Source organism: Streptomyces sp. NPDC051243, from assembly GCF_044455405.1.
In the GTDB taxonomy this organism is placed as follows: Bacteria; Actinomycetota; Actinomycetes; order Streptomycetales; family Streptomycetaceae; genus Streptomyces.
In genome coordinates this window covers 205,473-229,383 of record NZ_JBITES010000004.1, presented here as the reverse complement: position 1 = coordinate 229,383, position 23,911 = coordinate 205,473, and the positions used below count along the sequence as shown (strand labels likewise).

Annotated in this window: 23 protein-coding genes and 2 pseudogenes; 12 read left to right on the top strand and 13 right to left on the bottom strand. The window is 69.9% G+C overall.

Annotated elements, in window-relative coordinates; all coding sequences use genetic code 11:
- Positions 1-75 precede the first annotated feature (75 nt).
- Positions 76-813 carry a TetR/AcrR family transcriptional regulator C-terminal domain-containing protein gene (locus ACIBAG_RS11615; RefSeq protein ID WP_399103703.1) on the top strand — a complete coding sequence of 246 codons (738 nt, stop codon included), beginning with the start codon at positions 76-78 and terminating at the stop codon, positions 811-813.
- A 51-nt stretch (positions 814-864) separates the two neighbouring features.
- Here ACIBAG_RS11615 and ACIBAG_RS11610 read toward each other — a convergent pair whose 3' ends face one another.
- On the bottom strand, positions 865-1,347 hold the full coding sequence (locus tag ACIBAG_RS11610) for an SseB family protein (RefSeq protein ID WP_399103701.1): 483 nt from the start codon (positions 1,345-1,347) through the stop codon (positions 865-867).
- Between the two features lie 180 nt (positions 1,348-1,527).
- Between ACIBAG_RS11610 and ACIBAG_RS11605 the strand changes: the two genes are divergently transcribed.
- From ACIBAG_RS11605 to ACIBAG_RS11590, 4 genes are all read left to right on the top strand, one after another.
- Positions 1,528-2,367, top strand: coding sequence for an intradiol ring-cleavage dioxygenase (locus ACIBAG_RS11605; RefSeq protein ID WP_399103699.1), 840 nt, complete (start codon positions 1,528-1,530; stop codon positions 2,365-2,367).
- Between the two features lie 132 nt (positions 2,368-2,499).
- Entirely contained in the window at positions 2,500-4,326 is a 1,827-nt protein-coding gene (locus ACIBAG_RS11600) for an acyl-CoA dehydrogenase (RefSeq protein WP_399103697.1), read from the top strand.
- Between the two features lie 176 nt (positions 4,327-4,502).
- Complete coding sequence (locus tag ACIBAG_RS11595) at positions 4,503-5,801, top strand: M18 family aminopeptidase (RefSeq protein WP_399103695.1); 1,299 nt, start codon at positions 4,503-4,505, stop codon at positions 5,799-5,801.
- 65 nt (positions 5,802-5,866) lie between these two features.
- The gene (locus tag ACIBAG_RS11590) at positions 5,867-6,121 is read left to right on the top strand and encodes a DUF6458 family protein (RefSeq protein ID WP_399103693.1); all 255 of its coding nucleotides are present in this window, start codon (positions 5,867-5,869) and stop codon (positions 6,119-6,121) included.
- Here ACIBAG_RS11590 and ACIBAG_RS11585 read toward each other — a convergent pair.
- Together ACIBAG_RS11585 and ACIBAG_RS11580 are read right to left on the bottom strand one after the other, a co-directional pair.
- Positions 6,109-6,462: pseudogene (locus tag ACIBAG_RS11585) on the bottom strand (alkyl hydroperoxide reductase); the annotation flags it as partial. The gene ACIBAG_RS11590 and the pseudogene ACIBAG_RS11585 overlap by 13 nt on opposite strands.
- A 51-nt stretch (positions 6,463-6,513) precedes the next feature.
- Positions 6,514-6,822: pseudogene (locus ACIBAG_RS11580) on the bottom strand (hypothetical protein); the annotation flags it as partial.
- Between the two features lie 31 nt (positions 6,823-6,853).
- Here ACIBAG_RS11580 and ACIBAG_RS11575 point away from each other — a divergent pair.
- Complete coding sequence (locus ACIBAG_RS11575; RefSeq protein ID WP_399103691.1) at positions 6,854-7,231, top strand: SH3 domain-containing protein; 378 nt, start codon at positions 6,854-6,856, stop codon at positions 7,229-7,231.
- Between the two features lie 53 nt (positions 7,232-7,284).
- Here the strand turns inward: ACIBAG_RS11575 and ACIBAG_RS11570 are convergent, their stop codons facing one another.
- On the bottom strand, positions 7,285-8,283 hold the full coding sequence (locus ACIBAG_RS11570) for an RICIN domain-containing protein (RefSeq protein WP_399103689.1): 999 nt from the start codon (positions 8,281-8,283) through the stop codon (positions 7,285-7,287).
- An 88-nt stretch (positions 8,284-8,371) separates the two neighbouring features.
- Positions 8,372-8,758, bottom strand: coding sequence for a cupin domain-containing protein (locus tag ACIBAG_RS11565; RefSeq protein ID WP_399103687.1), 387 nt, complete (start codon positions 8,756-8,758; stop codon positions 8,372-8,374).
- Positions 8,759-8,810: 52 nt separating this feature from the next.
- On the opposite strand from ACIBAG_RS11565, the gene ACIBAG_RS11560 reads away from it, so the two are divergent.
- Entirely contained in the window at positions 8,811-9,851 is a 1,041-nt protein-coding gene (locus ACIBAG_RS11560; RefSeq protein ID WP_399103685.1) for a GlxA family transcriptional regulator, read from the top strand.
- Between the two features lie 56 nt (positions 9,852-9,907).
- Here the strand turns inward: ACIBAG_RS11560 and ACIBAG_RS11555 are convergent, their stop codons facing one another.
- Positions 9,908-10,423, bottom strand: coding sequence for a hypothetical protein (locus ACIBAG_RS11555; RefSeq protein WP_399103683.1), 516 nt, complete (start codon positions 10,421-10,423; stop codon positions 9,908-9,910).
- A 139-nt stretch (positions 10,424-10,562) separates the two neighbouring features.
- Between ACIBAG_RS11555 and ACIBAG_RS11550 the strand changes: the two genes are divergently transcribed.
- Positions 10,563-11,060 (top strand): LURP-one-related/scramblase family protein, encoded by a 498-nt coding sequence (locus tag ACIBAG_RS11550; RefSeq protein WP_399103681.1) that lies wholly within the window; start codon positions 10,563-10,565, stop codon positions 11,058-11,060.
- A gap of 4 nt (positions 11,061-11,064) precedes the next feature.
- Here ACIBAG_RS11550 and ACIBAG_RS11545 read toward each other — a convergent pair whose 3' ends face one another.
- Positions 11,065-11,886 carry a carbon-nitrogen family hydrolase gene (locus ACIBAG_RS11545; RefSeq protein ID WP_399103679.1) on the bottom strand — a complete coding sequence of 274 codons (822 nt, stop codon included), beginning with the start codon at positions 11,884-11,886 and terminating at the stop codon, positions 11,065-11,067.
- A 199-nt stretch (positions 11,887-12,085) separates the two neighbouring features.
- On the opposite strand from ACIBAG_RS11545, the gene ACIBAG_RS11540 reads away from it, so the two are divergent.
- Together ACIBAG_RS11540 and ACIBAG_RS11535 are read left to right on the top strand one after the other, a co-directional pair.
- Complete coding sequence (locus ACIBAG_RS11540; protein ID WP_399103677.1) at positions 12,086-12,910, top strand: maleylpyruvate isomerase family mycothiol-dependent enzyme; 825 nt, start codon at positions 12,086-12,088, stop codon at positions 12,908-12,910.
- A gap of 111 nt (positions 12,911-13,021) precedes the next feature.
- Positions 13,022-13,795 carry an SAM-dependent methyltransferase gene (locus ACIBAG_RS11535; RefSeq protein WP_399103675.1) on the top strand — a complete coding sequence of 258 codons (774 nt, stop codon included), beginning with the start codon at positions 13,022-13,024 and terminating at the stop codon, positions 13,793-13,795.
- A gap of 8 nt (positions 13,796-13,803) precedes the next feature.
- Here ACIBAG_RS11535 and ACIBAG_RS11530 read toward each other — a convergent pair whose 3' ends face one another.
- Together ACIBAG_RS11530 and ACIBAG_RS11525 are read right to left on the bottom strand one after the other, a co-directional pair.
- A complete protein-coding gene (locus ACIBAG_RS11530; protein WP_399103673.1) occupies positions 13,804-15,111 on the bottom strand; it encodes a nitrate/nitrite transporter in 1,308 nt (435 codons plus the stop codon).
- Positions 15,108-15,770, bottom strand: a complete 663-nt coding sequence (locus ACIBAG_RS11525; protein ID WP_399103671.1) for a GntR family transcriptional regulator — start codon at positions 15,768-15,770, stop codon at positions 15,108-15,110. The genes ACIBAG_RS11530 and ACIBAG_RS11525 overlap by 4 nt, the downstream gene beginning before the upstream one ends.
- Positions 15,771-16,047: 277 nt before the next feature.
- Here ACIBAG_RS11525 and ACIBAG_RS11520 point away from each other — a divergent pair, with 277 nt between their 5' ends.
- Both ACIBAG_RS11520 and ACIBAG_RS11515 read left to right on the top strand, forming a co-directional pair.
- On the top strand, positions 16,048-16,899 hold the full coding sequence (locus tag ACIBAG_RS11520; protein ID WP_399103669.1) for a D-alanyl-D-alanine carboxypeptidase family protein: 852 nt from the start codon (positions 16,048-16,050) through the stop codon (positions 16,897-16,899).
- A gap of 189 nt (positions 16,900-17,088) precedes the next feature.
- The gene (locus ACIBAG_RS11515; protein WP_399103667.1) at positions 17,089-18,027 is read left to right on the top strand and encodes a D-alanyl-D-alanine carboxypeptidase family protein; all 939 of its coding nucleotides are present in this window, start codon (positions 17,089-17,091) and stop codon (positions 18,025-18,027) included.
- A 68-nt stretch (positions 18,028-18,095) separates the two neighbouring features.
- Here the strand turns inward: ACIBAG_RS11515 and ACIBAG_RS11510 are convergent, their stop codons facing one another.
- The 4 genes from ACIBAG_RS11510 to ACIBAG_RS11495 all read right to left on the bottom strand — a co-directional run bounded on the left by ACIBAG_RS11510 (position 18,096) and on the right by ACIBAG_RS11495 (position 23,745).
- Positions 18,096-19,535 (bottom strand): dihydrolipoamide acetyltransferase family protein, encoded by a 1,440-nt coding sequence (locus ACIBAG_RS11510; RefSeq protein WP_399103665.1) that lies wholly within the window; start codon positions 19,533-19,535, stop codon positions 18,096-18,098.
- A gap of 10 nt (positions 19,536-19,545) precedes the next feature.
- Positions 19,546-20,538 (bottom strand): alpha-ketoacid dehydrogenase subunit beta, encoded by a 993-nt coding sequence (locus ACIBAG_RS11505; RefSeq protein WP_031483248.1) that lies wholly within the window; start codon positions 20,536-20,538, stop codon positions 19,546-19,548.
- A gap of 1 nt (position 20,539) precedes the next feature.
- The gene (gene pdhA / locus ACIBAG_RS11500) at positions 20,540-21,721 is read right to left on the bottom strand and encodes a pyruvate dehydrogenase (acetyl-transferring) E1 component subunit alpha (RefSeq protein ID WP_399103662.1); all 1,182 of its coding nucleotides are present in this window, start codon (positions 21,719-21,721) and stop codon (positions 20,540-20,542) included.
- Between the two features lie 464 nt (positions 21,722-22,185).
- Positions 22,186-23,745, bottom strand: a complete 1,560-nt coding sequence (locus ACIBAG_RS11495; RefSeq protein ID WP_399103660.1) for a protein kinase — start codon at positions 23,743-23,745, stop codon at positions 22,186-22,188.
- Positions 23,746-23,911 lie beyond the last annotated feature (166 nt).

Here is a 23,911-nt window from a genome sequence, read left to right as displayed (position 1 = left end):
CGGAACAGTGTTCGCAACCCTCGATTCCTGTACGCTCGATGCGAACGACGTACGCAGGGATGCGAAGGAGTGCCGATGGCAGCCAAGACGACGAAGCCGAGCCCCATCCCCTCCGTCTGGGCCCGCCCCCAGCGCGAGCCCGACCAGCCCGCACTCAGCCGCGCCGCGATCGTGCGCGAGGCGATCGTCATGCTGGACGCGGAGGGTGTGGAAGCGCTGAGCATGCGCAAGCTGGCCACCCGCCTGAACGCCGGCGCGGCCTCCCTCTACCGGCACGTGGCGACCAAGGACGAGCTGATGGAGCTGGCGGTCGACGAGGTCGCCGCGGAGATCCACGTACCGGCGGCCGACAGCGCGGACTGGCGGGCGGCCGTCAGCGAGGCCGCGCGCTCCTTCCGTACGACGGCCCTACGGCACCCGTGGCTGTCCTCGGTCCTCGGCCAGGCGGGCCTGGCCTACCTGGGACCCAACCTCATGTCGTACTCGGAGCGCCTGGCCGCCCTGTTCACGGCCGCCGGATTCCCGGAACCCACCAGCGCGATCGACGCCGTGATGTCGTACGTCATCGGCATGAGCACCACCGAGGCCGCCTGGCTGATCACGGTGGCCCGCTCCGGCGAGACGGAGGCGGACTTCATCGCGCGCCTGCTGCCGGCGGCGCAGCAAGCGGTCGCCGACCACGAGCACCTGGCGCAGGGCTACGCCGAGACGGAGGAGGCGGCCACCACGGACCCGGCCGCCCTGCGGGACGCCAAGTTCGCCGCCGCGCTGGAGATCGTCCTGGACGGCCTGGCGCTACGGCTCACCCGCTGAGGCCGGCGGGTCAGCAGGTCAGCCGGTCAGCCGTCTGCGAAGCGATGGCGTCTAGCCGTACATCCGCCGCATCGCGAACTCGACCATCTGCTCCACGGCCTTCGCGTCGAACACCATCCGGTGCTCGCCCTCCATGTCGAGGACGAAGCCGTAGCCGGTGGGCAGCAGGTCGATCACCTCGGCGCCGGTGATGACGAAGTACTTGGACTCCTTGCCCGCGTACCGCCGCAGCTCCTTCAGCGAGGTGAACATGGGGATCACCGGCTGCTGGGTGTTGTGCAGGGCGAGGAAGCCGGGGTTGTCGCCGCGCGGGCAGTAGACCTTCGACGTCGCGAAGACCTGCTGGAAGTCCTCCGCGGACATCTGCCCGGTGGTGAAGGCCCGCACCGCGTCCGCGAGGGAGGGCGGGGACGGCTCGGGGTAGAGCGGCGGCTGCTGGCCGTATCCGCCGACGCCGCCGGCCATGGGCTGCTGCGGCGGGGCGTATCCCTGCTGTGCAGCACCACCGTCCATGGGCTGGCCGTATCCATACATGGCGCAAGCGTACCGAGAGCCGCGGCGAGGGCGGGCCGGTACGGGGGCGCCGGCAAACCGACAGCGACTCGACAGCGACTTGACAGCCGCCTCGCTGGTTTCGCACAGGTGCCGCTCCTAGCGTCTTCGAGTATCGACGGGAGTGCCTCGACACGGCACCGCACCAGCAAGGGGACAGCCATGCACCGACACCACGACGACGAGGTCCACGAGCACGACAGAGGGCTCTCCTACGACCTTCCCGTCCTCGCCCGCCGCCGCATGATCCGGCTGATGGCGGGCGCGACCCTGGTTCCGCTGGTGGGCTGCAGCGCGGACGAGGACACCTCGGCCGCCCCGTCCGGAAGCGCCGCCTCCTCGTCGAGCGCGTCCTCCTCCTCGTCCGCCGAGTGCGCGACCATCCCCAGCGAGACCGCGGGGCCCTACCCGGGCGACGGCTCGAACGGCGTGAACGTCCTGACGGAGAGCGGCGTCGTGCGCAGCGACATCACCAAGAGCTTCGGCGACTCCGCGGGCGGCACCGCCGAGGGCGTGCCGCTGACCGTGACGCTCACGGTCGTGGACGCGGCCTCCGGCTGCGGGACGCCGAAGAAGGGCGCCGCCGTCTACCTGTGGCATGCCGACCGGGACGGGCTGTACTCCCTGTATTCGGAGGGCGTCACGGAGGAGAACTACCTGCGCGGGGTGCAGGAGACGGACGACAAGGGCCAGGTCACCTTCAAGAGCGTCTTCCCCGGCTGCTACGACGGCCGCTGGCCCCACATCCACTTCGAGGTCTACGGCAGCCTGGCCGACGCCACCGCGGCCACGTCCATCACCAACACCTCTCAGCTCGCCTTCCCCAAGGACACCTGCGAGACGGTGTACGCAACGGACGGCTATGAGCAAAGTGTGACGAATCTCGGCCGCATCTCTCTGGAGACGGACAACATCTTCAGCGACGGTTACAGCCAGCAGCTCGCCACGATGTCCGGCAGCGCCGAGGAGGGCTACACCGCGACGCTGACCGTTCCGGTGTGACCTGTCACAGATGACGGGATCGGGGTTGCGTCTTATTACTGGCGGGTAGCATCATCGTAGCTACTTGTTGGTACGTGAACTAGCGCGAGGATCCAAGTGCCTCGCCCGATCCCTCTCTACGGAGCCGTGACCATGGGGCACTACAAGTCGAATCTCCGCGACATCGAGTTCAACCTCTTCGAAGTACTCGGCCGCGACAGGCTGTACGGCACGGGGCCGTTCGAGGAGATGGACGTCGACACCGCGAAGAGCATCCTCGAGGAGCTCACCCGGCTCGCGGAGAACGAGCTGGCCGAGTCCTTCGCGGACGCCGACCGCAACCCGCCGGTCTTCGACCCCGAGACGAACACCGCGCCGGTCCCCGCCTCCTTCAAGAAGAGCTACAAGGCCTTCATGGAGTCGGAGTACTGGCGGCTCGGTCTGCCCGAGGCGATCGGCGGCACCACCGCCCCGCCGTCGCTGATCTGGTCGTACGCGGAGCTGATCCTCGGTTCGAACCCGGCCGTGTGGATGTACTCCTCCGGTCCGGCGTTCGCCGGGATCCTCTACGACGAGGGCAACGAGGTCCAGAAGAAGATCGCCCAGATCGCGGTCGAGAAGACCTGGGGCTCCACGATGGTGCTGACCGAGCCGGACGCCGGCTCGGACGTGGGCGCCGGCCGCACCAAGGCGATCCAGCAGGAGGACGGCTCCTGGCACATCGAGGGCGTGAAGCGGTTCATCACGTCCGGTGAGCACGACATGGAGGAGAACATCCTCCACTACGTGCTCGCGCGCCCCGAGGGTGCCGGTCCGGGCACCAAGGGCCTGTCCCTCTTCCTCGTCCCGAAGTACCTCTTCGACTTCGAGACCGGCGAGCTGGGCGAGCGCAACGGCGTGTACGCCACCAACGTCGAGCACAAGATGGGCCTGAAGGCCTCCAACACCTGCGAGATGACCTTCGGCGACCAGCACCCCGCCAAGGGCTGGCTGATCGGCGACAAGCACGACGGCATCCGCCAGATGTTCCGCATCATCGAGTTCGCCCGCATGATGGTCGGCACGAAGGCGATCTCCACGCTGTCGACGGGCTACCTCAACGCCCTCGAGTACGCCAAGGAGCGCGTCCAGGGTCCGGACCTGGCGAACTTCATGGACAAGACCGCGCCCAAGGTCACCATCACCCACCACCCGGACGTGCGCCGCTCGCTGATGACGCAGAAGGCGTACGCGGAGGGCATGCGCGCCCTCGTCCTCTACACCGCCTCCATCCAGGACGCGATCGCGGTGAAGGAGGCGGCGGGCGAGGACGCGAAGGCCGAGCACGCGCTCAACGACCTTCTCCTCCCCATCGTCAAGGGCTACGGCTCCGAGAAGGGCTACGAGCAGCTCGCCCAGTCGCTGCAGACCTTCGGCGGCTCCGGCTTCCTGCAGGAGTACCCGATCGAGCAGTACATCCGGGACGCCAAGATCGACACCCTGTACGAGGGCACGACGGCGATCCAGAGCCAGGACTACTTCTTCCGGAAGATCGTCCGTAACCAGGGCGCGGCGCTGAACTCGCTCGCCGAGGACATCAAGAAGTTCCTGGCGCTCGGCGAGGGCGGCGAGGAGCTGGCGGGCGCCCGCGAGTACCTCGCGAAGGCGGCCGTCGAGCTGGAGGCGATCGTCGGTCTGATGCTGACCGACCTCGCGGCCACCGAGCAGGACGTCAAGAACATCTACAAGGTCGGCCTCAACACCACCCGCCTGCTGATGGCCTCCGGTGACGTCGTCGTCGGCTACCTGCTCCTCAAGGGTGCCGCGGTCGCCGCCGAGAAGCTGGAGACGGCCTCCGCCAAGGACAAGGCCTTCTACACCGGCAAGATCGCGGCGGCGAAGTTCTTCGCGGCCAACGTCCTGCCGGGCGTCACCGGTGCGCGCAAGCTCGCCGAAGGCGTCGACCTGGACCTGATGGAGCTGGACGAGGCGGCCTTCTAACCGATCAGGCCGCCAAGGCCGATCAGGCCGCTCCGGCCGACCTATCCGGCCGACCTATCCGGCCGCTCGGTTCCAGCCACTGGTTCCGGTCACTCACGGACAATCCACATCGCCCTCACGAGGGCCCGCTCTCCTTCACCGGGAGCGGGCCCTCGTACGTCGTTAAGGTGAACCCCATGAGCGAACCCCCCCGCTTCGACCGCGGCCACACCGACGACCTCATGTCCTTCCTGGCGGCGAGCCCGTCGCCGTACCACGCCGTGGCGAACACCGCCGAGCGGCTGGAGAAGGCCGGCTTCCGGCAGGTCGCGGAGACGGACGCCTGGGACGGGTCGAGCGGCGGCAAATACGTGCTGCGCGGTGGCGCGATCGTGGCCTGGTACATCCCCGAGGGCGCGGCGCCCCACACACCCTTCCGGATCGTGGGCGCGCACACCGACTCCCCCAACCTGCGCGTGAAGCCGCTGCCCGACAGCGGGGCGCACGGCTGGCGGCAGGTCGCCGTGGAGATCTACGGCGGACCGCTGCTCAACTCCTGGCTCGACCGCGACCTGGGCCTGGCGGGCCGGCTGACGCTGCGGGACGGTTCGTCGCGGCTGGTCAACGTGGACCGTCCGCTGCTGCGCGTCCCCCAGCTCGCCATCCATCTGGACCGCTCGGTGTCCGCCGAGGGGCTGAAGCTCGACAAGCAGCGGCACCTGCAGCCCGTCTGGGGCCTCGGCAACGACGTGCGCGACGGCGACCTGATCGCGTTCCTGGAGGAGACGGCCGGGATCGCCGCGGGCGAGGTCAGCGGCTGGGACCTGATGGTCCACTCCGTGGAGCCGCCGGCGTACCTGGGCCGGGACAAGGAGCTGGTCGCGGGGCCGCGCATGGACAACCTGCTGTCCGTGCACTCGGGAGCGGCGGCGCTGGTGTCGGCGGCGACCTCGGGCGCGGCCCTGCCGTCCATCCCGGTACTGGCCGCCTTCGACCACGAGGAGAACGGCTCGCAGAGCGACACGGGGGCCGACGGGCCGCTGCTGGGCAGCGTCCTGGAGCGCTCGGTGTTCGCGCGCGGCGGCTCCTACGAGGACCGGGCACGCGCCTTCGCGGGCACGGTCTGTCTCTCCTCCGACACCGGCCACGCGGTTCACCCCAACTACGCCGAGCGCCACGACCCGACGCACCACCCGCGCGTCAACGGCGGACCGATCCTCAAGGTCAACGTCAACAACCGCTACGCGACGGACGGTTCGGGCCGCGCGGTGTGGGCGGCCGCCTGCGAGAAGGCGGACGTGCCGTTCCAGTCCTTCGTCTCCAACAACTCCATGCCCTGCGGCACCACCATCGGCCCGATCACCGCTGCCCGGCACGGCATCAGGACCATCGACATCGGCGTGGCGATCCTGTCGATGCACAGCGCGCGGGAGTTGTGCGGCGCGGACGACCCGTGGCTGCTGGCGAATTCGCTGGTGGCGTTCCTGGAGGGGTAGTCCCCGCCGGACGGGGTACCCGCCTCCGACCGGAAGCACCGGACCGGACAGGGAGGCGACAACTCATGGGCCTCGGCGGGTGCATCATCCTCATCGCCGTGGGAGCCATCCTCACATTCGCGACCGACTGGGAGATGGAGGGGATCAATCTCGACCTGGTCGGGATCATCCTGATGATCGTGGGGCTGATCGGCACCACGACGTTCAGCAGCATCGCCAGGCGTCGGCGCGTGGTGGTGCCGCCCTCGACGCCGGTCGTCGACGAGCAGGGGCACCACCATCGGCACCGGGACGGATACAACGACGGTTACGGCGTCTGAGCCCCGACCGCGTCCATTCCGGCTGGCACCAGGGGCAGTCGATCGGCGCCGCCCTCGGTGAGCCGGACCGGCACACCCCAGTCCTGCTGATGGACGTGACAGGCCGGGTACTGGTCGGTCCCGGCGGCGGAGCCGCTGCCGGACGCGGTGTCGTTGCAGGACGCGGCCATCGCGGAGACATGCAGGACGCCCTCCGGCACGGAGGGGTCGAGTTCGAGGGTGCGGGAGAGATCGGTTCCCGCACCCTCGCCCGTGCGCAGCAGCCCGGGCGGGGTCGAGGACACCAGGAGCCGGGTCGCGGGGCCGTACCGGGTGTCGAGCTTCTGGCCCGGCGGGGCCTGGTTCTCGCTGTCGTCGAGCACCTTGCCGACCTGCCCGATGCCCTTACGCGACAAGCGATCCAGCTTCCAGCCAATGAGCGTGCCGACAACCCCGGCCGTGGCGGCCGCGAGAGCGGCATCGAGTCCCTTGCGGGATCTTGCGGACGGTGAGCCCGTTTCGTTCGGCCCATGCCCGGCAATCGGCTTCCTGCCGTTCGATTGCTGTCTTGCCGTGCGGTCCGCGTAGGTGTCCTGCCTGGTCAGGGCCGTCCCGGACAGAGACGGCTGTCCGGGACAGTCCGGGACAGGGCGTATCCGTTGCCCGGCGCTGTCGGCCCCTGTCAGCGTCGGTGCTGCCCGGCCGATCCGGCCCAAGGGCACCACCTGTCACAGCGACTCCTGGAGAGAACGCATGCGTGTACGTCATGCCCTGATGGGCTCCCTCGCCGGTGCGGCACTCGTCGTCGGCGGACTGGCGGCGCCGGCCGTGCAGGCGGCCGACGTCGGCGCGACCGCGGTCACGTGCGGCAACGCCTACTGGCCGCACACCAACAAGGACAGCGGCTCCGGCGAGGTGACCAAGTCCGGCAGCGCGGCCGTGCACACCGGCCCGTACGGCGCCTGCACCACCGTGGGATACGTCTCGGAGGGCGCCACGGTCCACTACGACTGCTACTCCGTGAACGACTACGGCAACAGGTGGACCTGGATCCGCGACGCGAACGGCAGCAGCCTCGGCTGGATCTACGGCAAGTACCTGGATGACGGCGGCGCCACGACTCGTTGCTGACGACCGGTCACCGAGCCGGTCCGGCGGTACCGGGGGGTGCCCGCCGGACCGGCTCAGTCGCCCGTGGGCCCGATGAGGTACTGCTGGGCCTTCGCGCCGTCACACGTCTGCACGGTGGCCTCGGTGCCCGCCTCCGGCTGCGCGGCCGCCACCCCGACGCACCGGCTCTCGTCGACGCGCAGCACGTACGTCTTCGCCTTCGATGTCGATGTCGACGCCGATTGGGATGTCGACGTTGACGTGCCGTCGTCGGTCCGGGTCGGCGCGGGCTCGATACGGAACACGGTCGCGGCGGCGCAGTTGTTCTGCGGTTCCAGCAGGCCACGGGTCGCCTCACCGGTCAGGACCTTCAGGCAGCCGGAGGCGTGCACCGGGTGGGTCCACCGCACGCGGTAGGTGCCGTTCCCGGCCGCCACCAGATCGGTCACCGGTGGTTCCGCCTTGGCGCACGGGCGGTGCACCGCCACCTGCGACTCGTAACGGCCGTCCCGGAGGAAGCCGTCGGTCAGGCACAGCGTGGGGGACTGCACCGGCCGGATGCGCAGCGGACCGTCCCCGAAGGGGGAGGCCGTGGGGGATGCCGAGGCGTCGCCGGCCTTGGCCGGGTCGGTGGTGTCCGGGTCGTCGGACGAGTACCTGGCCAGGAGGGCCACCGTCGCCAGGGCCAGGCACGCGACCGTGGCGGTGGTGATCCAGCGGAAGTTCCACGCGCGCGTGCCCTGTTCACGGGCGGGGGGTCCGGCCGCACCGGGGACGGCCGGGACCTCCGCCGCGGACGCCGCGACCCGTTCCCGGGCCTCGAGCCACTGCGGTACCCGGTCGTCGCCCTCGCACGCCCGGACGAACGCGGCGACGAGTTCGGCCCTGGGCAGGCCGTCCCGGGCGAGCACGTTGGCGAGCGTGCTCTTGGCCAGGACGTCACCGCGGGCCGCCGCCCGCTGCTCCAACTCCCGGTAGGTCAGCCCGGAACGTTCCTTCGCCCGCCGCATCAACGCCACGAACTCCGCGGCATCGGAGGCGTCTTCGGGCCGCAGAAATCTCTCGCTCCCCATGACCTCCAATGTCCCGGCCGCCCGGGAGAGCGCGCAATCCAAGATCCCGTCATTCCCGTGCGCACCGCCACGCGCGCGTGCGGGGCGGTCAGGCGAGCGCGTGTCCCGGGGTCACGTCCACGTGGTCCGGTACGTCGTCGTGGCGGTCGCCGACGGTGAGGGTGCCGGTGGGTTCGAAGAGGAGGAGAGCGGTGGGGACGGGGGCGTACGGCTTGTGCTCGGTGCCGCGGGGGACCGTGAAGACGGAGCCCTTCGGGAGGACGACCGTGCGTTCGCCTGCCGACTCCCGCAGGGAGATGTGCAGTTCGCCGTCCAGGACCAGGAAGAACTCGTCGGTGTGGTCGTGGACGTGCCAGACGTGCTCGCCCTCGACCTTCGCGAGGCGGACGTCGTAGTCGTTGACGGCGGTGACGATGCGGGGGCTCCATCGGTCGGTGAAGGAGGCGAGGGCGTCGGAGAGCGCGATGGGTTCCATGGGTTCATCGTCGGGCGTGGTGGGACAGCCCCACGAGTGCTAGGAATCGCACATGCCGCAAGGATCCTCTCAGCATCCGCACCGCGTGGTTCTCGTGGTCGACGAGAACTCCAACCCCTTCGAGATGAGCTGCGCCATCGAGATCTTCGGGCTGCGCCGCCCCGAACTGGGCCGGGAACTCTACGACTTCCGGCTGTGCGCCGCCGAACCGCTGACACGGATGCGGGACGGCTTCTTCACGCTCACCGGGGTGGCCGGTCTCGAGGCCGCCGAGGAGGCTCAGACGCTGATCGTGCCGAACCGGCCGGACACGGACGTGCCCCGCTCCCCCGAAGTGCTGGACGTCGTACGCCGGGCACACGCGCGTGGTGCCCGCCTGCTCGGCTTCTGCTCCGGGGCGTTCACGATCGCGGAGGCTGGTCTGCTGGACGGGCGGCGGGCGGCGTGTCACTGGATGTGGGCGCAGTCGTTCCGGACCCGGTTTCCCCTGGTCCACCTGGAGCCGGACGTCCTGTTCGTCGACGACGGCGACATCCTGACCGCCTCCGGGAGCGCGTCGGCACTGGACCTGGGCCTGCATGTCGTACGACGTGACCACGGGGCCGAGATCGCCAACCACGTCTCCCGGCGCCTGGTCTTCGCCGCCCACCGCGACGGCGGACAGCGGCAGTTCGTGGAACGGCCGGTCCCGGACGTGCCCGACGAGTCCCTGGCCCCGCTGCTGGCCTGGGCGCAGGAACGGCTGGGCGATCCGCTGGCGGTGGCCGACCTGGCGGAGCGGGCGGCGGTGTCGCCGGCGACCCTGCACCGCCGCTTCCGGACGCAGTTGGGGACGACTCCGCTCGCGTGGCTCACGGGGGAGAGGGTGGCGCTGGCCTGCAGGCTGATCGAGCGGGGGGAGGAACGGCTGGATGTAGTGGCCGCACGAAGCGGGCTGGGGACGGCCGCGAACCTACGCGCGCGCCTGCGACGCGTCACCGGGCTCAGCCCGTCGGAGTACCGGCGGCGTTTCGGGCCGTCGGCCGTCGGGCCGGTGGGCGCGGGAATGCCGGTGGGCGCGCGGGATGAGGCGGCGACGCCCGGCCCTTCGTGAGGACGGAGAGTACGGAGAGTACGGAGAGTACGGAGCCAGTCGTGAGATTCCGCGGATCAGGAGGACACGGAAGGGCCGGCCGACGCGGTGGCCCCGGACCTGACCTGCCGGAGCCAGGCCGCCGAGATGTTCTTCGGGACGTCCGGCATCAGACCGTCCTCCTTGGCGAAGGCGAGCGCCCGGTTGTACGCGCCGCCGCCGCAGCCGTCGGACTGGTGCAGGAGCTTCACGTCGACGGAGTCGTCGATGACGGGGGTGGTGGCGCCGTCGCGGGTGACGCGGAGACGGACCGGGGCGGTGTCGGGGTCGACGTCGTCCGGCAGCCGGAGCGTGAGACGTGAGACGCGCTCCTGCCCGAACTCACCCTCGACGCACTCACCTCGCGTACACAGCTCGTAGGACGCGCCCGCGAGACCGTCGTAGCCGTCCTGGACGACGTACACCCCGACCTCGGACACCACACCGACCCCGGCGCAGAGCTGTGTGCCGGCGCATCCGGACGCACCTGCGACGCCTGCGACCACGGCGGCGACACCGCTGAGCACGCGCGCGTGTCCGGCTCGGATCACCACTGCTTCACCCCTCCTGGAAGCGCCTTCTCCACCAGGGAGATGCCGGTGCAGCCTACGTGGCGCCCGGGGTGCCCGTGACGATCATCCTGTCGGGCTACCGGTTGCGTTCGGCTCGGGGCGTCGGGGAAGCCGTAACGGCATGAGATTCCTCGTACGCGACCGGATCCTCGGCATCGGTGACGACTACTGGATCGAGGACGACCGGGGCAACAGGGTGTTCCTCGTCGACGGCAAGGCGATGCGGCTGCGGGACACCTTCGAGCTGAAGGACACGCAGGGGCGCGTCCTCATCGACATCCACCAGAAGATGCTCGCCCTGCGCGACACGATGGTGATCGAACGGGACGGCGCACCGCTCGCCAAGATCCGCCGCAAACGGCTGTCCCTGCTGCGCAACCACTATCGGGTGTCCCTGGCGGACGGCAGCACGGAACTCGACGTCAGCGGCAAGGTCCTGGACCGGGAGTTCGCCATCGAGTACGACGGCGAACTGCTGGCCGTGGTCTCCCGGCGGTGGCTGCATGTCCGGGAGACGTACGGCGTGGACGTCGTGCGGGACGACGCGGATCCGGCACTGCTGATCGCGGTGACGGTGTGTGTGATCCACCTCGCGGAGAAGGAGATCGGGGAGGACTGAGCCGTCAGCGGCGCGGCGCCGCCAGCCCCAGCACCCGGTCCTTCAGCGCGGGGAACTGATCCCGCGTCACCGCGACCTTCCCCGGGTCGAACTCCACCGTGAGGACCTGCTCCCCCGCCCCGGCCTCCGCCAGCACCTCGCCCCACGGATCGACCACGATCGAGTGACCGGCCTGCGGAACTCCCGCATGCGTCCCGGCCGTTCCACAGGCGAGCACGAACGCCTGGTTCTCCACCGCCCGCGCCTGAGCCAGCAGCGTCCAGTGCGCCCGGCGGCGCTCCGGCCAGCCCGCCGGAACGACCAGGGTCGCGGCGCCGGCGTCGACGAGGCCGCGGAACAACTCGGGGAAACGGAGGTCGTAGCACGTGGCCACGCCAAGAGTCGTCTCGGGCAGACGGACCGTCACCAGTTCCTCGCCCGCGCCCATCAGCACGGCCTCGCCCTTGTCGAAGCCGAACCGATGGATCTTGCGGTACGCGGCGGCCAGATCACCGGAGGGGGAGAAGACGAGAGAGGTGTTGTAGAGCGTCCCGTCGTCCGCGGCGGAGCCGCTGTCGGATGCCGCCCGTTCGGGGATCGAGCCCGCGTGCAGCCACACGCCCGCGTCGCTCGCGGCCTTCGCCATCGCCTCGTACGTCGGCCCTTCGAGCGGCTCGGCCTCGCTGCCGAAGTCCTCGTAGGCGAAGGCGCCGGTGGTCCACAGCTCGGGCAGGACGACGAGATCCGCCGCCCCGGCCTGGTCCCGCACCAGCGAGGCGGCCCTCGCCCGGCGCGATTCGATCGATTCGCCCTCGTTTACGTCGATCTGAAGCAAAGAGGCGCGCACACTACCACCGTCCTGGCATTCGAGCGGTCCACACGGGCTTCCAAGCGGGCCTACGATCGTCACACGAAAGCACTGCCGGGGTGCCTCACAGCAGCGTAACTTAGCGTTCCAAGACACCCGCCGACAGCCGCCTCCCACTGGCAACGCCGCCACAACCTGCCCGCGTACCGACGTACCAACCGCCGAGGGGTCCCGTTCCGTGAGTCTGCATCCCACCCTCCAGCCCTACGCCGACGCCTGGACCCACTCCATCGAAGCGATATCCGAGCTGGTGACGCCGCTCGTGGAAGGCGAGTGGAACCGGCGCACACCCTGCCCCGGCTGGTCGGTGCGCGATGTGGTCTCCCATGTCATCGGCCTGGACTGCGAGATGCTCGGCGACCCGCGCCCCATCCACACGCTGCCGCGCGACCTCTTCCACGTCACCAACGACCACCAGCGCTACATGGAGATGCAGGTCGACGTCCGCCGCCATCACACGGCGCCGGAGATGACGTCCGAGCTGGAGTACACGATCATCCGCCGCAACCGCCAGCTGCGGAACGAGTCCCGCGACCCCGGCACGAAGGTGCGCGGCCCGCTCGGCGCGGAGCTCACCCTCGAGGAGTCCATGCGGGGCCACGCCTTCGACGTCTGGGTGCACGAGCAGGACCTGCGCACCGCCCTCGGCCGCCCCGGCAACCTCGACTCGCCCGGCGCACAGGTGGCCCGCGACGTCCTGCTGGGCAAGCTCCCCGATCTCGTCGCCACCAAGGCCGACGCCCCGCGCAGCTCGGCGATCGTCTTCGACGTGCACGGCCCGATCGAGTTCCTGCGCACGATCCGTATCGACATCCAGGGCCGCGGCACCCTCGAAACGGCCCCCGCCCTCGGCCCCGCCGCCACCCTCACCCTCGACTGGGAGACCTACGTCCGCCTGGCCTGCGGCCGTGTCACACCGGAAGCGGTCGCGGACCGGGTGAAGGCGGAGGGCGACCCGGGCCTGACCACGGCGATCCTGCGGAACTTCACGGTGACGCCGTAGGCGGAGCCGGGGCTGCGCCCAGCGTTTGACGGTTGGTGTCCTGAAGTCGACCAGCGTGGCGGGGTGAAAAAGGGCTGTTCCCCGGTCCCCGCCCACGGCTAACGTCCCGACGTGACCGACACCACCGCCATCACCGGCCACCCCCCGCGTCTCACCCGACTGACCTTCCACGGGCCCCTGTCGGAGAGCCGGGCGAACGCCATCGTCCAGCGCCTCACCCGCACGAACCCCCGCACCGTTTTGGACATCGGCTGCGGCTGGGGCGAGCTGATGCTGCGCATCCTGTCCGCCGCTCCCGGGGCGACGGGGGTCGGCGTCGACATCACGGCCGAGGATCTCGCCCGCGGCCGCCGCAACGCCGAGGCCAGAGGGCTGGCACCGAGGGCCGTGTTCGTCGAGGAGTCCGCCGTCGGAACCTCACGCGGACCCGCCGACCTGGTCCTGTGCGTGGGAGCGAGCCAGGCCCTGACCCCGGCACCGACGCCGGACCACACCACCGAGGCCCTGCGCGCACTGCGCCGTCTGGTCACGGACAACGGCCGCGTGCTGCTCGGGGAGGGCTTCTGGCAGCGCACCCCGACCCCCGCCGAACTCTCCGGTATGTGGCCTGGCGCCGCGGCCACGGACCACCATGACCTCGCGACCCTGCTCGATCTCGCCGTCGCCGCCGGTTTCCGCCCGGAATGGACCGAGACGGCGAGCCTCGACGAATGGGAGGAGTTCGAGTCGTCGTACCAGGCGGACGTCGAGGTCTGGCTCGCCCAGCACCCCGAGCATGCGCTCGCCGCCGAGACCCGCGACCGCCTCGACCGCCACCGCGCCCAGTGGATGAGCTACCGCGGGGTACTGGGGCTGGCCTACCTCACCCTCGTGCCGGCCCACTGACCCCCGGTTCACGCGGGAACGTGCACCGTCTCCACCCTGCTGGCGACCAGCCGTTCCCGCTCCCTGCGCGCCGCCCGCTTCCGCAGTCGCAGAATCTGGCTGACCCCGAGCGCCTGGAGCACGAAGACCACGGAGAAGGCGACGGTGTAGTCGTCCCCGGTCACATCCAGCAGCACCCCGACGGCGAACAAGGTCGTCATCGAGGCGACGAACCCGCCCATGTTCGTGATCCCGGACGCCGTCCCCTGCCGCTCCGGCGGATTCGCCGGCCGCGCGAAGTCGAACCCGATCATCGACGCCGGCCCGCATGCCCCGAGCACCGCGCACAGCACGACCAGCAGCCACATCGGCGCACGATCGGCGGGATACCCGAGCGTCAACGCCCAGACCAGGGCCGTCGCCCCCACGGTCCCCAGCGCCAGCGGCAGCCGCGCCCCGTGATGCCGGGCGACGATCTGGCCGTAGACGAGCCCGACGACCATGTTGGACAGCACGACCAGCGTGAGCAGCTCACCGGCCGCCGCCCGGGACAGCCCCTGCGCCTCGACCAGGAACGGCAGCCCCCACAGCAGCAGGAACACCATCGCCGGGAACTGCGTCGTGAAGTGCACCCACAGCCCCAGCCGGGTGCCCGGCTCCCGCCAGGACGCGGCGATCTGGCGTCGCACATAGGCCGCGCCCAGGTGCGGCAGCGGCTCCGGCTCGTGCCCCTCGGGGTGGTCCTTGAGGAACAGGAGCAGCAGGACGAGTACGACCACACCGGCGCCCGCGCTGCCCGCGAACGCCGCCGTCCAGCCCACCCCGTGCAGCAGGCGCGCCAGCACCAGCGTGGAGACGAGGTTGCCCGCCATGCCCGCGAGGCCCGCGAGCTGCGCGATCAGCGGACCGCGCCGGGCTGGGAACCACCGGGTGCCGAGCCGCAGCACACTGATGAACGTCATCGCGTCGCCGCAGCCGAGCAGCGCGCGCGAGGCGAGGGCCATGCCGTACGACGGCGAGAAGGCGAAGCCCAGCTGGCCCGCCGTGAACAGCACCACTCCGATGGTCAGCACCTTCTTGGTGCCGAGCCGGTCTACCAGCAGGCCGACGGGTATCTGCATGCCCGCGTACACGAGCAGTTGCAGGATCGAGAACGTCGACAGGGCCGAGGCGTTCACATGGAAGCGGTCGGCGGCGTCGAGGCCGGCGACCCCCAGGGACGTACGGAAGATGACCGCGACGAAGTAGACCGAGACGCCTATGCCCCAGACGGCGACGGCGCGGCGGCCGCCGGGAGGATCGCCGGGGAGTGCGGCAGGGCGTGCGGCGGGCTTCAACGCTCCTCACCTCGCGCGAGGTGCGAGAACCAGTCGATGTGCCGGTGGACCAGCCCGACGGCCGCCTCGGGGTCCCCGGCGCGCAGGGCCCGCAGGATCTCCTCGTGTTCCGCGAGGGTCTTGGCGATCCGGTCAGGGTGGGAGTGCAGTACGGCCACGCCCATCCGCAGTTGGCGGTCGCGCAGTTGGTCGTACAGCCGCGACAGGATCTCGTTGCCGCCGCTGCGGACGATCTCGGCGTGGAAGCAGCGGTCGGTGACGGCGGCTCCGGCGAGGTCTCCGGCGGCGGCCTGCGCCTTCTGCTGGGCGAGGAGTTCCTCGAGCCGCGCGATGAGGCCGGGCGGCGCGGGGACGGCCTTGCGCGCCGCGTGCTCCTCGACGAGCAGCCGCGTCTCCACGACGTCCTTGATCTCCTGCGCGGAGACCGGCAGGACCAGTGCGCCCTTCTTCGGGTAGAGCTTGATCAGCCCCTCGACCTCCAGCCGCAGCAGCGCCTCGCGCACCGGTGTGCGCGAGACCCCGACGGCCTCCGCGAGCTCGCCCTCGGTGAGCAGCGTCCCGCCCTCGTAACGGCGCTCCAGTACACCCTGCTTGACGTGGGTGTAGACGCGGTCGGCGGCCGGTGGCTGCTTCAGGGATGCGGGCGGGGCGGTAGACATGCGCACAGCATAGATACAACACGTACGCATTGCGGGACCGGTCCATCATGCGGACGGGTGAAGGCCCGGCAGCTGTCAATTGCCTGTCAACCACCCATTGAGGACAGCCGCCTCATCAACCGCACAACCTTCTGTGCTAGTTACGTGTCACACACGTGCGGCCTGACCGCCTTCCCCTCCAACCCGGCCGCACACAGGGGCATTCGACGTAATCGGGGTATTTCAGTTGATAACCGCAACAAAGAGGCTCCGTGTCCGCAGGGCCGCAGCCGTCGCCGTGACCACCGGCGCGATGCTCGCCACCGGAGCCCTCACCGCGGCACCCGCGCAGGCCGTGACGGCGCCCACCATCACCGCCAAGGGCGGGTTCCTGATGAACGGCGCGACCGGCGCGACCCTCTTCGCGAAGTCCGCCGACACCAAGAGGCTCACCGCCTCCACCACGAAGATCATGACCGCCAAGGTCGTGCTCTCGCAGTCCAACCTGAACCTGGACACCAAGGTGACGATCAGGAAGGAGGTCAGCGACTACATGGTCGCCAAGGGGTACCCCTCGACGGCCAATCTGATCGTCGGCGACAAGGTCACCGTCCGTCAGCTGCTGCACGGGATGCTGCTCAAGTCGGGCTGTGACGCCGCGATGGCCCTCGCCGACAAGTTCGGTTCCGGCTCGACGGTCAACGCGCGCGTGAAGTCGTTCATCGGCAAGATGAACACCACGGCCAAGAACCTGGGCATGAAGAACACGCACTTCGATTCGTTCGACGGCATCAGCAACGGCTCCAACCACTCGACGCCGCGCGACCTGACGAAGCTCGCCCGCAGCGCGATGAAGAACTCGACGTTCAAGACCGTCGTGAAGACCAAGTCGTACACGGCGAAGACGATCACCAAGACCGGCTCCGTCCGCACGATGGCGCCGTGGAAGAACACCAACCTCCTGCTCGGCTGGAACGGCACGCTCGGCGTGAAGACCGGCTCCGGCACCGAGGCCAAGTACTGCCTCGTCTTCGCCGCCACCAAGAACGGCGAATCGGTGATCGGCGCCGTCCTCACCGCACCCTCGGAGGCCAAGCGCACCGAGGACGTCAAGAAGCTCATCAACTACGGCTACGCCAGGATCAGCTGACGTCCGGGTTCACCGGCAAGGTGCGGTGACAGGGGCGGCCACTCGACGGTGGCCGCCCCTGTCGCGTCAATCACTTCTCTTTTCTGCCGTCCGCCGTACAACCCTTGAGCCTTCAGGTGAGTCTCCTGAGCGCCTCCCCCACGCATGGCAGATGCCTATCAGGCATTTCGCACCTTCGGAGCGTTCATAGTGATAACCCGCATAAAGGGCGTACGTATCCGCAGAGCCGCAGCCGTCGTCGCCACCACCGGCGCGCTGGTCGCGGGCGGCGCCCTGTCCGCGCCCGCCCAGGCGGCGACCGCCCCCACGGTCAGCGCCAAGGGCGCCTTCATGCTCAACAATGCGACGGGCTCCACGCTCTACAGCAAGTACGCCGACACCAAGCGGCCGATGGCGAGCACCACCAAGATCATGACGGCGCGCGTCGTCCTGAGCACGCCCGACCTCAACCTCGACCGCAAGATCACCGTCAAGCAGGCCTACCGCGACTACGTCGCCGCCAAGGGCGCGAGCACCGCGGACCTGAGGACCGGCGACAAGGTCACCGTCCGCCAGCTGCTGCACGCGTTGATGCTGCCCTCCGGCTGTGACGCCGCGATGGCCCTCGCGGACACCTTCGGCACCGGTACGACGGTCTCGGCGCGCACCAAGTCCTTCATCAGCAAGATGAACACCAAGGCCGCCGACCTCGGCCTGACGAACACGCACTTCGACACGTTCGACGGCAACTCCACGCAGAACACGAACTACACGACCCCGCGCGACCTGGCCAAGCTCACGCGCAGCGCCATGAAGTACACGACGTTCGCGGGCATCGTGAAGAAGCAGAAGACGGTGCAGTACGCGACGACGAGCACCGGCGGCACCCGCACCTACACCTGGTACAACACCAACAAGCTGCTGGGCTCCTACAGCGGCGCGATCGGCGTGAAGACCGGCACCAACACCCCGGCGGGCCCCTGCCTGGTCTTCGCCGGCACCCGCGACGGCAAGACGGTCATCGGCGTCCTCCTCAACGACCAGTACCGCTTCACGGACGCGGCCAAGTTGATGGACTACGCCTTCGGCTCCAGCTCGGCGAGCACGATGCAACTGCGCACGCTGCCGCAGGGCGCACAGCGCGACTGATCCGACCGGATTTCAGGTCCGACCCGAAATGACGACGGCCCCCGCTCGACGCGGGGGCCGTCCTCGGTTCACGCCCAGGTGATCAGCCGCTTCGGCTGCTCCAGGATCGCCGCGACGTCCGCGAGCACCTTGGAGCCGAGCTCACCGTCCACCAGCCGGTGGTCGAAGCTGAGCGCCAGCGTGGTGACCTGACGCGGCTTCACCTTGCCCTTGTGCACCCACGGCTGGAGCTTGATCGCGCCGACCGCGAGGATCGCGGACTCGCCGGGGTTGAGGATCGGGGTGCCGGTGTCGACGCCGAAGACGCCGACGTTGGTGATGGTGACCGTGCCGCCCTGCATCGCGGCCGGGGTGGTCTTGCCCTCCCGTGCCGTCGACACCAACTCGCCGAGCGCCTCGGCCAGTTGCGGAAGCGTCTTGGCGTGGGCGTCCTTGATGTTCGGGACGATCAGACCGCGCGGGGTCGCCGCCGCGATGCCCAGGTTGACGTAGTGCTTGCGCACGATCTCCTGGTTCGCCTCGTCCCAGGACGCGTTGACGTCCGGGTTTCGCCTGATCGCTACCAGCAGGGCCTTGGAGATCAGCAGCAGGGGGTTCACGCGCAGGCCCGCGAACTCCCTGTCCTCCTTGAGCTCCTCGACCAGCTTCATCGTGCGCGTCACGTCGACCGTGACGAACTCGGTGACATGCGGCGCGGTGAACGCCGAGCCGACCATCGCCGCGGCAGTCGCCTTGCGGACGCCCTTCACCGGGATACGGGTCTCACGGACCGCGTCGTACGCGACGACCGGCGCCGGGGCGGCGGCGGGAACGGCGGCGGGGGCGGCCTGGGGCACCGGCTCGGCGGCCGGGGCCGGCGGGGCCGCCGCCGCGTGCACGTCCTCGCGCGTGATGATGCCGTCCGGGCCGGTGGGAGTCACCGTGGCCAGGTCGACCCCGAGGTCCTTCGCCAGCTTGCGCACCGGCGGCTTCGCCAGCGGGCGGGGCGGCTGCTGCACCGCCTGGGCGGGACCGTGCCCGTTCAGCCCGTTCAGCTCGGACTGCAGGGCCTGTGCCGCGGCAGCGGGCTCCTGGCGTGCGGCGTCGGTCCCCTTGCGGGGGCGGCGCTTCGTCGAGGACGCGGCCACGCCGTAGCCGACCAGCACCGGCTGCCGGCCCGAGCCCTCCGGCTTGGGCTCGTCCTTCGGGGCCTCGGGCTGCGCGGCGGGCGCCGGAGCGGCGGGCACGGGAGTGGCAGCCGCCGTCCCGCCCGCGAGGTCCACCGCGATGATCGCCGTACCGACGTCCACCGTCGTGCCCTCGGGGAAGTGCAGTTCGCGGACCACCCCGTCGTACGGGATGGGCAGTTCCACGGCCGCCTTGGCCGTCTCGACCTCGCACACCACCTGGCCGTCGGTGACCGTGTCGCCCGGCTGGACGTACCACTTGAGGATCTCCGCCTCGGTGAGTCCCTCGCCCACGTCGGGCATCTTGAACTCGCGCACGGACGCTTCAGTCATCGTCGTCATGCCCCTCTCCTCAGTACGCCAGGGCACGGTCGACGGCGTCGAGCACCCGGTCCAGGCCCGGCAGGTACTCCTCCTCCAGGCGCGCCGGCGGGTACGGGGCGTGATAGCCGCCCACCCGCAGCACCGGGGCCTCCAGGTGGTAGAAGCAGCGCTCCGTGATCCGGGCGGCGATCTCCGCGCCCGAGCCGAAGAACACCGGGGCCTCGTGGACCACGACCAGGCGGCGGGTCTTCTCGACGGAGGCCTGGATGGAGTCGAAGTCGAGCGGGGAGACCGAGCGCAGGTCCAGGACCTCCAGGTTCCTGCCCTCCTCGGCGGCCGCGTCGGCGACCTCCTGGCACAGCTTCACCATCGGGCCGTACGCGGCCAGGGTGAGGTCCGTGCCCTCGCGGACGACCTTCGCCTTGTGCAGCGGGCCCGGGATCGCCTCCGTGTTGACCTCGCCCTTGTCCCAGTAGCGGCGCTTGGGCTCGAAGAAGATCACCGGGTCGTCGCTCTGGATGGCCTGCTGCATCATCCAGTACGCGTCCGACGCGTTGGAGGGGCTGACGATCTTCAGGCCCGCGACGTGCGCGAAGAGCGCCTCGGGGGACTCGGAGTGGTGCTCCACCGCGCCGATGCCGCCGCCGTAGGGGATACGGACGACGACCGGCAGCTTGACCTTGCCCAGCGAGCGGGCGTGCATCTTCGCGAGCTGCGTGACGATCTGGTCGTACGCCGGGAAGACGAAGCCGTCGAACTGGATCTCCACCACGGGGCGGTAGCCGCGCAGGGCGAGGCCGATCGCCGTGCCCACGATGCCCGACTCGGCGAGCGGGGTGTCGATGACCCGGCTCTCGCCGAAGTCCTTCTGCAGGCCGTCGGTCACACGGAAGACGCCGCCGAGCTTGCCGACGTCCTCGCCCATGATGAGGACCTTGGGGTCGGAGTCCAGGGCGCGGCGCAGCGACTCGTTGATCGCCTTGGCAAGAGCCATGCTTTTGAATGTCACAGTCTCCGCCATCTCAGTGACCCCCCTCGACGTCCGCGAACGACGCCTGGTAGGCGGCGAACTGGGCGCGCTCCTCGTCGACGAGCGCATGCCCGTCCGCGTACACGTTCTCGAAGATCGCGAAGTGGTCCGGGTCCGGCATGGCCCGGACCGCCTCGCGCACTCGTTTGCCCAACGCCTCGCTCTCGGCCTCCAGTTCCGCGAAGAATCCCTCGTCCGCGTGGTTTGAAGCCTCGAGGTAGCGGCGAAGGCGCAGGATCGGGTCCTTCGCCTCCCAGGCCAGGCGCTCCTCGTCACCCCGGTAGCGGGTGGGGTCGTCGGAGGTGGTGTGGGCGCCCATGCGGTACGTGTACGCCTCGACCAGCGTCGGCCCTTCGCCGCCGCGGGCGCGCTCCAGCGCCCACTTCGTCACGGCCAGGCAGGCCAGGACGTCGTTGCCGTCGACGCGGACGCCGGGGAAGCCGAAGCCCTGGGCGCGCTGGTAGAGCGGCACGCGGGTCTGCTTCTCGGTCGGCTCGGAGATCGCCCACTGGTTGTTCTGGCAGAAGAACACGACCGGGGCGTTGTAGACCGCGGAGAAGGTGAACGACTCCGCGACGTCGCCCTGGCTGGAGGCGCCGTCGCCGAAGTAGGCGATCACCGCGCTGTCGGCGCCGTCCTTGGCGATGCCCATCGCGTAGCCGGTGGCGTGCAGCGTCTGGGAGCCGATGACGATCGTGTAGAGCTGGAAGTTGTTGCTGTTCGGGTCCCAGCCGCCGTTGTTCACGCCGCGGAACATGCCGAGCAGGTTGGTCGGGTCGACCCCACGGCACCAGGCGACGCCGTGCTCACGGTAGGTCGGGAAGACGTAGTCGTCCTCGCGGGTGGCCCGGCCGGAGCCGATCTGGGCGGCCTCCTGGCCGAGCAGCGACGCCCACAGGCCCAGCTCGCCCTGGCGCTGCAGGGAGGTGGCCTCGGCGTCGAAGCGGCGGGTGAGCACCATGTCGCGGTAGAGACCGCGGAGATCTTCGGGGGTGATGCCGGCGACGTACTTGTCGTACTCGGCGTTCTTCACGCGCTTGCCCTCGGGCGTCAGCAGCTGAACGAGCTCGGGGTCCGCGCTTGGCGATTTCCTTGCGGTTGTGGTCTTGCCGGCCGTGCTCTTGGTACCGGCGCTGCGTCGCGGCTTCCGCGCGGCAGTGCTCTCCACGGTCACGTGTGCTCCTCCGTCGGTCCGGCTACCCGGGTTCGCCGGGTGCCAGTGCGGCTCACCTGAAGCCCTCCGGACGCACGGGGTGGGGTGCGGCTCGTTGGGGACAGGCGTGACAGGTGCCCCGGCGAGCGCCCTGCAATAGGCACGTTACCCAGTGCTCCACATTTCTGTGAAACCCCTCCTGACCTGCGATTTTGCTTGGATTTCCAAGTAAATCGCGAAAGCCGGGAACAACTCCTGGTCACAGCCTTGCAGGGGGCCGGAACAACGGCACGTTATATCGGTGACCCAGGTCACGGGAAGAGTCGACGAGGGCGAGGTCACGGAACCCGTGTGACGCTGATCTCGTAGACGAAGGCGGAAATGTCCACTAAAAGCCGCACGCGCGCGTGGAGCCCGTTTCCGGGCGCACGCGCGCGTGGGCGTTGTTTTTCAGCCTTTCAGCCGGACGGTGCCGGGCCGGCCCGTCAGGAGTCGCCGTCGCCCGTCGGGCCCGTCGGGAGGGTCGGGGGCGTGGTCGGCTCGTCCGTCGGTTCGGCCGTGGTCGGCTCCTCCGTCGGCTGCTCGGTCGTCGGCTCGTCCGTCGGCTCGTACGTCGGATCCTGCGTCGGCTCCTCGGTCTCCGTGTACGAGGGCTCGTCCGTCGGCGTGTAGGTCGGGTCGATGCCCGTGCCGGTGCCGTCGTCCGTGTAGTCGTCGGTCGGTTCCTCGGTCGGATCGTCGCTCGGCGTCTCGCTGGCCTTGTCCTCGTCCTTGGTCTGCGAGGTGGTCGGCGACTGAGTGGTGCCGGGGTCGTCCTTGGTGCCGCCCGTGTTGTTCATCGCCCAGGCGACGCCCGCCGCGATCGCGATCACCGCGAGGACGGCCAGGAGCCACAGCTTGCCGCGGCCGCTGCCCCGGTTGCCGTGCCCCTCGAAGCCGCCGTCGTCCCCGCCGCCGTACCGGTTGGGCAGGATCGGCTGCGGGATCTGCGTCGTGCCGGAGGCCGGGGTGCCCGGATGCCCCATGACGGTCGTGTTCGCGAAGCCGGCGGCCGGGGTGTGCCGGCCGTCGTGCATCGTCACCGGGCCGGTGTTCCAGGTGCCGGTGTGGCCACCCTGGTCGTACAGCATCTGCAGGCCGTACTGGACGAGGCCGCGCATCTCCTCGGCCGTCTGGAACCGGTCGTCCGGCTCCTTGGCGAGCGAGCGCATGACCAGGCCGTCGAGCTCCGGCGGGACGCTGTCGGAGACCTCGGACGGCGGCGTCGGGATGTCCTGGACGTGCTGGTAGACCACCGACAGCGGGGTCTCGCCGGTGAACGGCGGGCGCAGTGCGAGGAGTTCGTACAGCAGGCAGCCCGTCGCGTACAGGTCGGAGCGGTGGTCGACCGCCTTGCCGAGCGCCTGCTCCGGGGACAGGTACTGCGGGGTGCCCATGACCATGCCGGTCTGCGTCATCGTCGACTGCGCGCCGTGCAGCGCGCGGGCGATGCCGAAGTCCATCACCTTCACGGCGCCGTTGTTGGTGATGATGACGTTGGCCGGCTTGATGTCGCGGTGCACGATGCCGTGCTGGTGCGAGTAGGCGAGCGCCTCCAGCACACCGGAGACGATGATCAGGGCCTGCTCGGGACCGGGCGCCTCGGCGTTGATCAGGAGGTCGCGGATCGTGCGGCCCTCGACGATCTCCATGACGATGTACGGCACGCTCTGGCCGTTCACGAAGTCCTCGCCGGAGTCGTACACGGCGACGATCGCGTGGTGGTTGAGGCCGGCCACCGACTGGGCCTCGCGCGTGAAGCGGGCCTTGGACACCGGGTCCTCGGCGAGGTCGGAGCGCAGCAGCTTGACCGCCACGGTGCGCCCGAGGCGCACGTCCTCGGCCGCGAACACCTCGGCCATGCCGCCCCGGCCGAGTCTGCGGGTCAGCCTGTAACGGCCGTCCCCGACAAGTCCGCCATTACCCCACATCTCCGGCGCGTCTGACATACCGCCGCCAGCCGCCTCGGGGTCGGACGGGCCCTGAGCGCGCTGCTGCTGTGCCATCAGTCCTCGCCGTCGTTTCTGCCCGCGGTGCGCGCGGTGTTGTTACGGTCTCCGTCGGCCACGCTACAGCCTTCACGCAAGCCGTCGGTCCGAGACGGTCGCCCCAAACCGGAAGGAGCCGGACCGGCCATAAAACCGGTACCCCGTCCCCTCGTGCAAATTCTGT

Coding starts and splice junctions, on each gene's coding strand:
- ACIBAG_RS11570 (WP_399103689.1), bottom strand. CDS start 8,283: ATGGGGAGCGAGAGATTTCTGCGGCCCGAAGACGCCTCCGATGCCGCG.
- ACIBAG_RS11565 (WP_399103687.1), bottom strand. CDS start 8,758: ATGGAACCCATCGCGCTCTCCGACGCCCTCGCCTCCTTCACCGACCGA.
- ACIBAG_RS11505 (WP_031483248.1), bottom strand. CDS start 20,538: ATGGCGGAGACTGTGACATTCAAAAGCATGGCTCTTGCCAAGGCGATC.
- ACIBAG_RS11590 (WP_399103693.1), top strand. CDS start 5,867: ATGGGCCTCGGCGGGTGCATCATCCTCATCGCCGTGGGAGCCATCCTC.
- ACIBAG_RS11550 (WP_399103681.1), top strand. CDS start 10,563: ATGAGATTCCTCGTACGCGACCGGATCCTCGGCATCGGTGACGACTAC.
- ACIBAG_RS11560 (WP_399103685.1), top strand. CDS start 8,811: ATGCCGCAAGGATCCTCTCAGCATCCGCACCGCGTGGTTCTCGTGGTC.
- ACIBAG_RS11525 (WP_399103671.1), bottom strand. CDS start 15,770: ATGTCTACCGCCCCGCCCGCATCCCTGAAGCAGCCACCGGCCGCCGAC.
- ACIBAG_RS11615 (WP_399103703.1), top strand. CDS start 76: ATGGCAGCCAAGACGACGAAGCCGAGCCCCATCCCCTCCGTCTGGGCC.
- ACIBAG_RS11600 (WP_399103697.1), top strand. CDS start 2,500: ATGGGGCACTACAAGTCGAATCTCCGCGACATCGAGTTCAACCTCTTC.
- ACIBAG_RS11610 (WP_399103701.1), bottom strand. CDS start 1,347: ATGTATGGATACGGCCAGCCCATGGACGGTGGTGCTGCACAGCAGGGA.
- ACIBAG_RS11495 (WP_399103660.1), bottom strand. CDS start 23,745: ATGGCACAGCAGCAGCGCGCTCAGGGCCCGTCCGACCCCGAGGCGGCT.
- ACIBAG_RS11575 (WP_399103691.1), top strand. CDS start 6,854: ATGCGTGTACGTCATGCCCTGATGGGCTCCCTCGCCGGTGCGGCACTC.
- ACIBAG_RS11605 (WP_399103699.1), top strand. CDS start 1,528: ATGCACCGACACCACGACGACGAGGTCCACGAGCACGACAGAGGGCTC.
- ACIBAG_RS11510 (WP_399103665.1), bottom strand. CDS start 19,535: ATGACGACGATGACTGAAGCGTCCGTGCGCGAGTTCAAGATGCCCGAC.
- ACIBAG_RS11595 (WP_399103695.1), top strand. CDS start 4,503: ATGAGCGAACCCCCCCGCTTCGACCGCGGCCACACCGACGACCTCATG.